We start from the raw sequence: 14,264 nt of genomic DNA, 5'->3' as shown, positions 1-14,264 counted from the left end.
ACCGATGATTTCGAGATTGGAAAACCAGAGGCCCAAATACGGCTTTGTAGCTGCTCTAGTCAACAGATTTTCAACAGCTGCCTTGGGAATCATTAGTGCACATGTCTTCTACTTAATGGTTATATCCTCAGCTTCCCAGCTTGATTACCCCGCAAAGGTTTCTCTTTATGCTTTCTTATCTGCTATGACTTTATGGATTGCGACAAAAATAGCCGCGGGTTGGGTGGCGGTCTCACTACTTGTATTTATTGTATTGTTTAGAGCGGGGGAACCGGAGCTTCTCTACCAATCTCTTTCGGAAGAAATTGTCTGGCTGATGGTTGGCTCTTTTATAATCGGTGAAGCGGTCAGACAATCCGGGCTTGCAACGCGTTTTAGCGATTCCATATTAAAATATTCCAGCAGCAAGAATAGAGTACTTTTTGGTATTACAACGGCTTTATTTACCTCCGCTTTTTTTATCCCGTCCACTTCCGGAAGGGCCGCTCTTTCCATGCCTATGTTAAAACAGTTAGGAGCCAAATTTACTGCTAAGGAACAAAGTGTGCTGGCAATTATAGCACCAGTCGTAATTCTAATGAGTACATCCGCAACATTAATAGGAGCTGGATCCCATCTAATTGGAATCGGCTTGTTGGAAAAAACAGTCGGACAGTCCATTTCCTTTGTTCAATGGCTTATTTGGGGAGTTCCATTTTCGCTAGTTGTTACATTTATTTCGGTGGTTATTATAAAATTAATGCTATGGCCGAAAGAAGCATCGCAGGAATTTGAATCAAGGCAGTCCATCAACGCTGCTTTAAAGAAAAAACCCTTGGGGAAAAATGAAAAAAAGACATTGGCCATCATATTCTTTTTGATGGCCGGCTGGGTGTCTGAAAGTCTACATGGTTATGATATTGCTTTTATTACGGTATTTGGCTCAGTGCTTGTAATGTTGCCGAATTATGGAGTGATTTCCTGGAAACAAGGAATCAAGGCAGTATCGTGGAATCTGATTTTATTTGTAGCCGCGGCAACAGCACTGGGCCAGGTTTTGGTCGATAATGGAGTTGTTTCCTGGATTGAAAAAGGAATGTTTGGCTTCCTCCACCTGTTTGGCGAAGCACCTGATTGGTTGGTTATAACGATTATTCTGCTCGTAACCGTCACAAGCCATTTATATATTACGTCCCATACGACCAGGGCAATTGTCTTTATCCCGAGTTTCATATTGTTCAGCCAAAGCATGGGAATGAATGCAGTTACGGCGGTTTTTTTATGTTTAATTGGAATGAATTACTGTATAACGGTACCTGTCAGCTCGAAAGCATTGTTGCTTTTTTATGAAGAGGGAGAGATTTCCTACAATCCGAAGCAGCTAGCCAAAGTCAGCTTTGTTTTAGCGCCGATTTACATCCTTGTCATGCTGCTATTTTATTTTACTTACTGGCATTGGACGGGAATGCAATTATAGGTGAGGTGAAATAAATGTCCGAACACATATTAATTATTGAAGATGATGATAAAATCGCCCGGATTATTCAACTGGAATTGGAGTATGAGGGCTATAAAGTCAGTATTGCCCATACAGGCCGCGAAGGTTTGCGCATCATAGAGAATAAACATATTGATTTGGTCATTTTGGATGTTATGATTCCAGAATTAAATGGAATGGAAGTATTAAGGCGTATCCGCCAAGAAAATAACAAAATTATCATCATTATGCTAACAGCCCGAAGCTCAGTTTATGACAAAGTAAACGGCCTTGATTTGGGTGCTAATGATTATATGACGAAACCGTTTGAAATTGAAGAATTGCTCGCCCGAATTCGTACCAACCTTCGTTTTAAGCCAAAGGGTGAATCCTCAATAGAACACGCCATACAAAAGATTGGCGCGATTGAAATTGATACGAATACGAGAGAAGTATCCAAGGGCGGGACTCTAGTAGAATTAACGCCGAGGGAGTATGACTTGCTGCTTTATTTGGTGACGAATAAAAACAGGGCGCTGGAACGCGAACAAATTTTAGCAGAAGTTTGGGGCTATGATTATTATGGTGACACGAACATTGTAGATGTATATATCCGCTATTTAAGAAAAAAATTAACTGACTCGAAGGAAGAGTCATTTATTCAGACTATCCGCTCAGTCGGTTATATGATTAAGGATTAATCAATGAGCTTGCAAACAAGAATACAGTTATTTACAACCGTAGTATTAATCGTGCTATTGCTTGCTGCCAATACAAGCATTTATTTTATTTTCAGGAATACAAGTATTTCATCAGAATTGAACCGATTATCGAATAAATCCACTCATATCCTTATAGAAATGAACGAGAGGCCGGACGTTTCAATGGAAGCGATGCTCCAAGCCTATTTACTAAGTGACGGACTTATTCGAACGGTTGATAAAAATGAATCAAACCCGTCCATTCAGGTTTTTACCGACAATGCCTACCGTAAAATTCCTTCCAGCTATCATGATAAATATTTTGAGGGAGTCCTAAACTATGATGATTCACTGTTCGCGATTGTCTCCGTTCCGGCAGTTAATGAAAATGGTGAAATTATCAGCCTGCAGTTAATAGAAAATATCGACCTGCTATATGAAAAAATACAGGATTTAAAATGGGTGTTATTGATTACGACCATTGTGGTGATCATTATTTTATATGCGACAAGCGGTTTTGTAGGAAGGCTAATATTATTGCCGATCCAAAGGTTGACGACTACGATGAACACAATTGAAAAGAGAGGGTCATTCGAAAAAATCCATGTTGCATCTGAATCAAAGGATGAAATGACCAAAATGGCAATGACGTTTAACCGGATGATGACAAAGCTTGAAAATAGCTATTTGAAGCAGGAACAATTTGTTTCCGATGCTTCCCATGAACTGAAAACGCCTTTAACGGTGATCGATAGCTACATAAAAATGTTAAAGCGATGGGGGAAGGAAAGGCCGGATATGCTTGAAGAAGCTATTCATGCAATTGAATCAGAGTCACGGAGGATGAAATATTTAACGGAGCAGCTTCTGCAATTGGCAAAAGAGGAAGAAACACTTGAATATGAAAAAGAAGTGATTGATGTAGCTGCAATTGTTGAACGCACGATCAAGCGGCTTGAGGCGACCTTTACACACGCGATTCACTTTATCAATCACACCGGCTACAGTTATGTAAAAGTGCATGAAGAGAGCTTTGTGCAAGTGCTTGTCATTTTGCTGGATAATGCGAATAAATATAGCGATGATGATATAACAGTGGAAATAATAGAAAGTAACGGCCATGTGAGGATTGCGGTGAAGGACAAAGGGGTCGGAATCCCGGAAAGTGCACAAGCTTATGTGTTTGATAGAATGTTCCGGATCGATAAAACGCGAAGCCGCAAAACGGGCGGGACAGGGCTTGGCTTATCGATTGCAAAGAAGATTGTAGAGCAGCACGATGGCCGAATTATTCTGGAAAGTGTTGAAGGGATGGGATCGAATTTTATAGTCGTCCTTCCAAAGTTGGAGGTATAGAAAGATGAAAGTTAAGCTTTTTTTGCTAGGTTTTATCCTATTCGGCCTCTCTTTTTCAGTATTTCAACTCTTTATTAATAACGAATCAACCGAACTCTCTGAGAGGTCAGCCCTCGATATAGCTGTCAATCTTTACGGGGGAAAGGTTATTGAAGCTAAAGAGAAAAATGGAAATTATGAAATGACACTTGAAAATGATAAGGGAATATATTATTTGATTGTTGATGGGAAAACGATGAAGGTGAAAAAAATAAAGCTAGTTGAATTAAAACAATCCTTGTTGTCCATTGAAGAGGCAAAAATAAAGATAGAGGCCGAGATGAAAGGGAAAGTAAAGCAAATAGAGAGAGTTGCCAAAAACGGGCAAATGCTGGCGAGGGCCATCGTAGAAAAAGAGGAAAGGCAATTCAGAGTAGACTTTGATTTGTCTGGCAAAAAGGCTGTAGCCATAAGCCCAATACCGGATAGTAATGGGGACGGCGGGAAATATTTAAATGAAAAAAGCCCGGAAGAGATTTATGAAAAAAGGGCAAAAGAAATAGCTTTACAGCAAGCTCCTGGCATCGTAACAAATATTGCAAAGATCATGACGAAAAATGGAGGCCATTACAAAGTAACCATTGATAGACTGAACGAAGTTGCTCATATATATGTTCATTCAGGCACAGGTAAAGTATCCTCCGTATCATCCATTCCGAAGAAACAGAAATTGGATGAAGAAGATGATAGCGACGACGAAACCGGTGATAATGATGATGATTAAAATGCTGCCGCCAACTAGGCAGCCATAACCAATTGAATTAGCTTATTGAAAAAAGGCGAAGCCCAATTAGCACTATTAAAGCTAATTTAGGCTTCTTCAATTTTCTCAGAGACTTCTTCGTCCAACCCAACAAATTCAATCATGCCCAGCCATATATTCGATGCACCGCCCTACTCTAACCCATAATAGGCACATACTACGTAGCCGACTGATTTTGCTGCGACAATGAGGGCGTCCTCGTCGATATCGAACTTAGGATGGTGGTTGAAATAAGGTTTTTCGACCCCTTTTGGAGTAGCGCCAATGTAAAAAAAGCAACCTGGAATCTTCTCCAAATAGTAGGCGAAATCTTCGGATGGTGACATCATTGGATACTCTTTGACCTGCTTTATATCGGGGTCATTCGCAGCTTCTAGGCTGTCCTTAACCACCGATGTTACTTCCGGATCATTATACAATGGTGGGTAATCAGGCGTATACGTTAAGTCGCATTTCACATCAAACTCCGCCCCAATCCCACTGACAATACGGCGGACTTCCCTCTCAATAATCTCCTTTGCTTCCAGTGACATATAGCGGATGTCGCCTTCAAGCTCGACACGGTCCTTAATGACATTAAAGGTTCCTTTACCGTCAAACGAACCAATCGTGATAACGCCCATATCAAACGGATTTAACCGGCGGCTGATGACAGTCTGTATTGCTGTGACAAAGTAGGAGCCGGCAACAATTGCATCATTCGCCATATGTGGGGATGAGCCGTGGCCGCCGACCCCTTGGATGCCCAATTTGAAATACGACCTGCCGGCCATCGAAAATCCACTATGGTAACCAACAACACCTGCCTGGTCCATTGGGAGTAAATGAATCCCAAAAATATTGTCCAGGCCATCGAGCGCTCCCGAATCGACAATACTTTTTGCTCCTCCTGGCGGTACTTCCTCCGCGTGCTGGTGAATGATTTTTATTGTCCCAGGAATTTCATTCTTTAATTGGATCAGGCAATCAGCGAGAACCATTAAGTAAGCCGTGTGTCCATCGTGGCCGCATGCATGCATAACGCCTTCATTTTTTGATATAAAAGGAAGCCCGGTTTCTTCCGTAATCGGAAGCGCATCAAAGTCGGCACGAAGGCCAATTGTCTTTCCAGGCTTTCCGCCTTTAATCGTCACGATAATCCCATAACCATTTCCAACATTGGTTTGGACTTCAACATCTTTCCCTTTATAAAAATCCACTATATATTGGGCTGTGTTATCTTCTTTAAAAGATAACTCCGGATTTTCATGCAGGTAACGGCGGATTTGAATCATTTCCTCTTTGCGTGCTTTAAGCATCTCCATTAATTGTTTTTTCAAAATTTATGCCTTCCTTTCCCAAAACACTCCTATTCAAGACCGTAATAGCTACAAACAACATGGCCAACAGATTTGGCGGCTACAATTAGGCAATCTTCATCGATATCGAATTTTGGATGATGATTGAAATAAGCTTTTTCGACCCCTTTTGGCTTACAGCCGATGAAAAAGAAGCAGCCGGGAATTTTTTCGAGATAGTAGGCAAAGTCTTCAGACCCCGAGAGCATTGGGTATTCGCCAACTTCCTTAATATCCGGGTCATTCGCGCTTTCAAGGGCGGCAACAACATCGGCGGTCACTTTCGGGTCATTGTATAGCGGCGGATAATCAAACGTATAGTCAAGTGTACATTGAACGTCAAATTCAACTTCAATCCCCTTGACAATCCGCTCCACTTCTTTTGCGATTAACTGCTGATTTTCTACCGTCATGTAACGGACATCACCTTCAAGTTCAACACTGTCCTTAATCACGTTGAAGGTTCCTTTGCCGTCGAACGAGCCAATCGTAATAACTCCGTGATCGAACGGATTTAAGCGACGGCTAATCACGGTTTGTACGGCCGTAACAAAATGGGCGGAAGCAACAATGGCATCATTGGCCATGTGCGGGGAAGAACCATGCCCGCCAACGCCTTGAATGACCAGTTTAAAAAAGGACCTTCCAGCAAGCGAATACCCGCTGTGGTAGCCAACAAAACCAGCAGGATGGGTTGGGAAAATATGAATGCCATAAATATTGTCAACATCGTCCAACACACCGGATTCAACGATGCTCTTTGCACCGCCTGGAGGTGCTTCTTCCGCGTGTTGGTGAATGATTTTAATTGTGCCGGCAAGTTTGTCCTTTAATTGAATCAAACAATCCGCCAGAACAAGCAGGTAGGCAGTATGGGCATCATGGCCGCATGCATGCATGACGCCTTCATTTTTCGATTTAAACGGGACATCTGTTTCCTCCAGAATGGGAAGGGCATCAAAATCGGCACGAAGAGCAATTGTTTTTCCTGGTTGCCCGCCCTTGATTGTTACAATCATCCCATTACCATTTCCCACATTCCGTTGAATTTCAACATCCTTGCCGTTGTAAAAATCAGCAATATATTGCGCTGTTTTTTCCTCTTTAAAGGACAACTCAGGATGTTCATGCAAATAACGGCGGATTTGAATCATTTCGTCTTTACGCGCTTCCAACATTTCCATCAATTCTTGTTTCATTTTTTTAGACTCCTTAATTTTTTGAAAGGTTCTGCTGCGAGTTGCGGCAGGCCGGAACAATTGATCCTGCACTATATCTGGTGTAGTACCCCCCACCTCAAGCTTCAGCGGTTTCAAAGAATTTGGGTGGGGCAACTTTCTGAACAGGGCTAACCATCAGCGGAAAACCATGCTGATGGGAGTTTCAATTTACTCCGTAACTGGGTTTGGTTGTACTCTCGGATTGGTAGGCTTTTTCCCGCCTTGATCCCTGGGAATAAACGCCAGGATGGAAAGCAAGGAAAGAATTGCAAAGACCACGTTCGTAATAATCCCCGCCGAAGCAGCGGCTTCCAGGCTTCCTACTGATTGGATTGCGCTATAGACAGCTGTTGAAAGGGCGACACCAAAAGATCCTCCGAGAGAACTGGCCATTTTGTACAGCCCGGAAGCTTCACCAATTTTATTGGATGGTGCACTGGAAACAGCTGTATCTGTAGATGGGGTAGCGTAAATGCCTAGCCCAATTCCGAAAACTGCGAATCCGATGAAAACGACAACCGTATAGATAAAGCCAGGTAGGAATGTTAAGCCCATGACTGCTACGCCAATTGTCGTTAAGATTGCACCCCAAACCATTGGTTTCTTTGCCCCTGCCCGCTGCAGGATTTTTTCACCCACACGAATCATCGCCAATACTGCGACAAGGTAGCCCAGTGACAACATTCCTGATTGAAAAGCCGTAAATCCGCGGCCGACCTGGACATACGTATTGGCAATGACAAGCGTACCGGCTACGGCATTTAATAAGAAATTTGAGTATGTTGCCCCGGCGTATGGTTTATTTTTAAATAACGAGAAGTCAATAAGTGGATGATCCTTCTTTCTCTCCACCCTTATGAAAACAAATAAGCCAATTAGAAAAATAACGACTAGGCCTAATGTTAACGCACTTGTCCAGCCGAAATCCTTACCACGGGTTATGACAAGGTTCAAAGCTAGCATCGTGACAATAAAAATGCCCAATCCGCCAAAATCAAACTTGAATTCACCAGACTCTTCGCCCTTACTTTCTGGAGTGTCTTTAATTAGCCACATAGCAAGAAGGGCAAAAACGATGGAGAAAATAAAAATCCATTTCCAGCCCAAGTAGGTCGCGATCGCGCCGCCGGCAAAAGAACAGACCCCGGAACCGCCCCAGGAACCAATGGACCAGTAGCTCAATGCACGCTGGCGATCAGCCCCCTCAAAATACTCTTTCACCAACGCAATTGTGGAAGGCATGATACACGCGGCTGAAACCCCTTGAATGACCCTTCCGATGATCAACAGTACCGCTCCATTTGCAAGGATCAAACAGAGGGAACCTATGATGCTTAATATTAAACCTAAATACGTAATTTTTTTCCGGCCAACCTTATCGGCAATCCCGCCGGCCGCTACGATAAACATCCCCGAGAATAGAGCGGTCAAGCTAATTCCTACATTGAGCATCCCCAATGAAATGCCCAAATCCTTTTGGACCGCTGGAACGACGTTAACCATTGCCTGGGCAAACAGCCAAAATGTAATTACCCCAAACACAATTCCCGTAATCAGTTTGTTGGTCCCTTTATAACCTGTTTCCATTGTAAGCCTCCTATGTTGTTTAGTTGTAAACAGTAATTTTTGAAGGAATCCTATGGGATAGTATTTGATTTAGGAATCTTTTTCATGCAATCTTAGTATCCATAATCGTTAACTCCTAATGGTTCAATCATTTTCGTCGTGAATTTTTTATCAATGTAAAAAAGCCATTAATCCGTTTAAAAACAGATCAATGGCTAAATGTACTATATAAATTAAACTTATGTTTTTCACGTTGCTCGACCTGCGCTCCAGGCACTTCGCTTTCCGTGGGGCGTCAGTGGAGCCTCCTCGTCGCTCTTGCTCCTGTGGGGTCTCCACCTTGCCGCTGCATCCCACAGGAGTCTACGCGCCTTCCTCTTCGGTCTTATATGGTAATTCTTTAGTTAAATTTATATAGAATGAAAACACAGGTGGTTTATTCAGGGATGATGGGGATGGTGGGGAACGACTGAGATATTCAAGGAAATTGACGGTGCAGCCTGTCCGGATATAGACGGAATAATGTCCACATTAATTCTTGAGAGGGACAGGTCGACCCCCTCGATACTCTGTGCCAACACTTGTACAGACTTTATCCCCTCCACCATGGCAGAGCTGGCTTTTAGCCATGGATTATTTAATAGCTAAAATTCATTTAATTGAATGCCTATAGAAATTGATAAAAATTAAGCACATTATTTCAGGTTTTCACCTGAAATAATGTGCAAACTAAAAAATAAAATTTTAATTAAGGATTTATAGACACAGCTTTTATTTCTAATATTTCTGCTGGATCTCCGTTAACAAAGAGTTTACCTTCCTTAATTTCAAATAGGATATCTAATTGTAAACCTTCTTTGCCATTCCAGACGTGATATATTCTATACATCCCATCAACCAGTCGATTGCTAAAATACCCTTCAGCATCCGTTGTGGTGCTATAGCCTCTACTATTTGCCTCAATATATATAGAAGCGTTTGAAACTGGTATTCCTGCTTCATCAACTAAGTACCCTTTTAAGGTAACCGGTGGTAATTTGATATCTAATTGATTGCTTAATATTCCATTAACGTATATCTTGCCATTCTCAATTTCAAAATGGAAATTTACCGGTATAGCTTCTTTACCTGTCCATACATGATATATCCTATATGCTCCGTCAGTAATTCGAGCTGTAAAAGCACCTTGGGCATCTGTTCTAGTACTAAACCATGTATTGTCGCCTTCAATTTCAACGCTTACATTGGCAACTGGTATCCCATTGTCCTCCACTAAAGTCCCTTTTAAGGTAACAGGCGGCAAATTGAGTTCCAACTTTTCTATTTGCTCTCCTAGGACATATAATTTACCTTCCTTAATTTCAAACGGAATATTTTGTTGTATCCCTTCATTCCCGTTCCAAATATATGAAATTCTATATATCCCATCGATCAGTCGGTAGCTAAAGTTTCCCTGTGCATCTGTACGGGAAGGAACTCCAATTCCATTAACTTCAACAAACACAGTTGCATCCTTAACTGATTGGCCATTTTCCAACAAAATACCTTTAAAGCTAATTGGTGGCAGTTTTAATTCTAGTTGCTCTTTAAATTCTCCATCAACGTATAGTTTTCCATCTCTTATTTCAAAAATAATGCTAATCGGGGCACAACTATTTTCTGTTGAAACATAATTTAATCTATACTCCCCATCGGCTAAACGATAAGAAAAACTACCATGGTCATCAGTATTGGTACCATACCATTGATTATTGCCGGTACTATTTCCTGAAATTTGAACATTTGCTTTTACGACAGGTAGTCCCTTTTCATCAACTAAATTACCTTTAACCGTAACGGGCTGTAACCTTACTTCTAATTGAGCCTTAGGTTCTCCGTTGATGTAAAGTTTACCTTCTTTCATTTCAAAATAGACATTTAATTGTGTCCCTTCTTTGCCATTCCAGACTTGGGTTATTCTATACATTCCATCAACCAGTCGTTTAGTAAAATTCCCTTTCGCATCGGTTTGGGTACTATAGCCTCTACCATTTTCCTCAATATATATAGAAGCATTGGGAACTGGTATTCCATCCTCATCTACTAACGAACCTTTTAGGGTAACCGGTGGTAATGTAATTTCTATTTGATTCTTTAATTCCCCATTAACGTATATCTTTCCATTTCTAATTTCAAATTGGATATCTTGAGCTATAGTTTCTTTACTAGTCCATACATGAGATGCTCTATATACTCCATCAGCTAGCCGAGCTGTAAAAGCACCCTGGGCATCTGTCCATGTACCAAACCATCCGCTATCGCCGTCGAACTCAATGCTTGCATCGGCAAAGGGTATCCCGTTCTCATCCAATAACCTTCCCTTTAAAGTAACGGGTGGTAATTTTACCTCTAGTTGCTCCTTTAATTCCCCATTAACGTAGAGCTTTCCATTCTTTATTTGGAAAATGATGCTCAGAGGGGCCTTACTGTTTCCTATGGAAACATAATTTAATCTATACTCTCCATCGATTAAAGGATAAGAAAAATGGCCTTGGGTATCAGTATTAGTACCATACCACTGATGATTGCCTTCACTAATACTTGAAATTTGCACATTGGCATTAACTACAGGGGTTCCATTTTCATCTTGTAAAGTTCCTCTAAAACTAGTTGGTGGTAATTTAATTTCTATGTGCTCTTTAAGCTTTCCGTCCACCAAAAGTTTTCCGTCTTTAATTTCAATTGGAATATTAAATGGAGTAGCCGTATTTCCTATAAAAATATTTTGCATTCTATACGTTCCGTCAGCCAATCGTAAAGTAAAATGACCCTTTGCATCTGTATTGGCACTGTACCTAGTGTTATCAATGCCTACTAATTCAACAGTTGCATTGGCTAACGGTACCCCATTTTCATCTAGTAATATCCCTTTTAAACTTGCCTGAGGTATTTTAATCTCTAACTGATCCCTTAACTCGCCGTCGACGAAAAGCTTCCCATTTTTAATTTCAAATGGAATATTAAGAGCAATATGTTCGTTCCCAATGGAAACTCTAGATATTTTATAAGGTCCGTCACTTAAACGATATATAAAATTTCCTGCTCCATCCGTTATAGTGTCAAAGGTTCTAATATTACTTTCGCTCTTAATTTGTACAGTTGCATTTGATACTGAATTACCATTTTCGTCCAATACTTTTCCGCTCAAAGTAAAAGGTGTAACTGTAACATCCAAACTTTCTTTTAACTCACCATTTACGTAGAGTTTTCCATCCTTTATTACAAATGGCTGAAAAATACGAATGGTTTCCAGATTAGAGGGCTCATTTTTAATAACAATCTCTGTTACAGCATAAGTTCCTTCGCCTAATTTAACACTTATCTTTCCCACATTGCTCCAAGGAGTCTTATAAGATCTACCGTTGCCTTGTATCATAATATATGAATATAGATCTAGAATTTCGTTCTCATCAACTATAGAGCCCTTTAAAACTGTATCCGGGGTTTCATTAAATTCAACAGATACCCCTCGTTCTTGTAAGGTCGAAATAATTTTTCTTGCTGGTGAACCTGGGCTTGCGTCGAATAAATTATTTTTAATATCTAAATAACGCAAGTTCGTTAATTGTAAAAGAGGTGTTAAATCTTTTATATTATTATTTCTTAAATGTAATTCACTTAATTGATTCATGTTCGCTAATGAAGAAAGATCTGAAATTAAATTATCATCTAAGAATAACTTCTTCACACTTGTTGCATTTTCAATTCCGTCTATACGGATAATAGCTCTATCTTGTCCAGTTAAATTTAGGGATTCTACTTGATTAAGATCACCTTTCAATATCCGATTCGGGATATTTAAATATTCTCCAAGAAGATATTCTAATATTGGATCATGTATATCTATCGGAGTTGAATCGAAATGTTCGTCATATTCAACCGTAATCCCCTTATTTTCTAACTCTTTAATGGTGCCCAGGGCTTCTTGTGCTAATGGATTCCGTTTAATACTTACTTCCTTTAGATGATTTAAATCCATTAATTCATCTATTTTTGTAATTGAGTTGCCATCAATATATAATCCGATTAAATTAGTAGCATGTTCTAAACCTTTTAATTTTTTGATTCCATTACTTAAAAATAAATACTCAATCTTTTGCAGATCACCTTTGGTTAATGGTGTGGGTATACTATAATACTCGCTGATGGCGTCTTCTAAATTTTGATCCTCGAATTGTACCAATTCCGAATTATAATTCGCATCAAAGTCTACATAAACATCGTTTCCTTGTAAAAATTGAATGGTCTCCATTGAATTAGAATTTAGAGTAACTCTATTAATCTCAACCCAGTTAAGTTGGTTTAAGTTTTTTAATGCATCTATATTGGTAAGAGGATTAAAGTTTAGATGGATTACTTGAAGAGCAGTAGCATCTTCTAAACCTTTTAAATTTGCAATTCCTTTATTTGTTAAGTCTAAAAACTCTATATGTCGAATATCTCCTTTTTTAATAGGAGTTGGTAAATTTAAAAACTGACTAATCGCTTGTTCTAATTTCGGATCTGCAAACTTAATTGGATTATTATCATAGGAGTTAAAATCAATATATACCCCTCTTGTGTCCAACTCTTCTAGAATATTAATATTCTGTTTTTTTGTGTTCAAGGGATTTCCTGTAATATCTATCCATTTTACCCTTTTTAAATGTTTAAATACTTGAACATCAGTTATCTCATTTCGGCTTAATTGTACAGTTTCTAGTGAAGTTAACTGAGTTAAAGGGGGAATCGTGCTAATTTCATTTACGTTTAAATTTAATTCCAATAGGTTATTTAATTGATGGATATCTTTTATATCGTTAAGTTTATTGTTGTGTGCATCTAATATTAATAAGCTTTTTAGTTTTTCTAAGCCTTTTAAAGATTTCAATTTATTCTCCCATACATAGAGTTCAGTTAACTGATTAAGATTACTTAATGGTTGAAGATCAGATATTTGATTGTATCCTATCCATAATTTTTTAAGATTAATAGAGCGGCTCAAGGATTTTAAGTCACTAATATCATTTCCTTCTAAGTTTAATTCTTCTAGATTTGTTGCAAATTCCAATCCTGTTAAGTTATTAATATTTTGATAACTAGCATCAATACTCGTTATAGTCTTCATTTCATCTTCAGAAATAGTGCCAACGGGCTTATTTAACGCCTCGCGAATTATACCTTCTAGATTAGCATCGTCGATTATTACTTTAGATTTCGATAGTTCTCCATATGTTGGATTACTTAATAGTTGTAAAACGTAAGACCCATTAACATAATCCCATATAGACTGAATTTTTATTATGGCTTGTTTATTTTGGTAAGTTACAATGACATCAACTATAGAATCGTTATTCCCAATCAAAGTCCCATTCGACTTAACTAAAAGGCCAATATCTGTATATGTAAATAACGAATCATTTGTCACATTGTCCGTTGTTCCGTCTGTATAAGTTGCTATTACATTTAAAGTCATATTTTTATAGTATTCAAATTCATAACTTTTATCTCCGAAGGCGTGGTTTACCATTTCACCATTAATATCCAATTTAATAGAAGAAATTAGTTTTTCTGCCGATACAACCGGGACGGTCGCATTCCCTAATAAAAATAAAATTAGAAGAATTTTAAACGTTCTTTTGAAGTTTTTAATACCATTTTTCATATCCATCGACTCTCCTTTATTTTTCCAAAACTTTTGTGCTATGTACTATTAACAAACCCTCTCTACCGACGACATAATGGATAATTATACCTTCTGTTATTTGAAAAAAATGTAAAAAAATGATGGATAGAAAAACTTTAGAT

Annotated in this window: 8 protein-coding genes; 4 read left to right on the top strand and 4 right to left on the bottom strand. The window is 39.2% G+C overall.

Features of this window, described 5'->3' with window-relative positions; translation table 11 throughout:
* Positions 1-4: 4 nt before the first annotated feature.
* Genes ADU24_RS21480 through ADU24_RS21465 form a run of 4 tightly spaced genes read left to right on the top strand, consistent with a single transcriptional unit; the run spans position 5 to position 4,276 of the window.
* Positions 5-1,456 (top strand): SLC13 family permease, encoded by a 1,452-nt coding sequence (locus tag ADU24_RS21480; RefSeq protein WP_053368565.1) that lies wholly within the window; start codon positions 5-7, stop codon positions 1,454-1,456.
* Between the two features lie 14 nt (positions 1,457-1,470).
* Positions 1,471-2,157 carry a response regulator transcription factor gene (locus ADU24_RS21475; RefSeq protein ID WP_053368564.1) on the top strand — a complete coding sequence of 229 codons (687 nt, stop codon included), beginning with the start codon at positions 1,471-1,473 and terminating at the stop codon, positions 2,155-2,157.
* 3 nt (positions 2,158-2,160) lie between these two features.
* Positions 2,161-3,513: a sensor histidine kinase gene (locus tag ADU24_RS21470; protein ID WP_053368563.1), complete on the top strand. Its 1,353-nt coding sequence runs from the start codon at positions 2,161-2,163 to the stop codon at positions 3,511-3,513.
* 4 nt (positions 3,514-3,517) lie between these two features.
* The gene (locus ADU24_RS21465; protein ID WP_053368562.1) at positions 3,518-4,276 is read left to right on the top strand and encodes a PepSY domain-containing protein; all 759 of its coding nucleotides are present in this window, start codon (positions 3,518-3,520) and stop codon (positions 4,274-4,276) included.
* 170 nt (positions 4,277-4,446) lie between these two features.
* Here the strand turns inward: ADU24_RS21465 and ADU24_RS21460 are convergent, their stop codons facing one another.
* The 4 genes from ADU24_RS21460 to ADU24_RS21445 form a co-directional block, all read right to left on the bottom strand.
* On the bottom strand, positions 4,447-5,634 hold the full coding sequence (locus ADU24_RS21460; protein ID WP_053368561.1) for a M20 family metallopeptidase: 1,188 nt from the start codon (positions 5,632-5,634) through the stop codon (positions 4,447-4,449).
* A 29-nt stretch (positions 5,635-5,663) separates the two neighbouring features.
* Positions 5,664-6,851, bottom strand: coding sequence for a M20 family metallopeptidase (locus ADU24_RS21455; RefSeq protein WP_053368560.1), 1,188 nt, complete (start codon positions 6,849-6,851; stop codon positions 5,664-5,666).
* 189 nt (positions 6,852-7,040) lie between these two features.
* The gene (locus ADU24_RS21450; RefSeq protein WP_053368559.1) at positions 7,041-8,459 is read right to left on the bottom strand and encodes an MFS transporter; all 1,419 of its coding nucleotides are present in this window, start codon (positions 8,457-8,459) and stop codon (positions 7,041-7,043) included.
* A 727-nt stretch (positions 8,460-9,186) separates the two neighbouring features.
* Entirely contained in the window at positions 9,187-14,121 is a 4,935-nt protein-coding gene (locus tag ADU24_RS21445; protein ID WP_197277547.1) for a carboxypeptidase regulatory-like domain-containing protein, read from the bottom strand.
* Positions 14,122-14,264: the final 143 nt, after the last annotated feature.

The organism is Bacillus sp. FJAT-27245, from assembly GCF_001273955.1.
GTDB lineage: Bacteria > Bacillota > Bacilli > Bacillales > Cytobacillaceae > Bacillus_D.
Note: the sequence above shows the minus strand (reverse complement) of the source record. Positions and strands in the feature narration are given on the sequence as shown.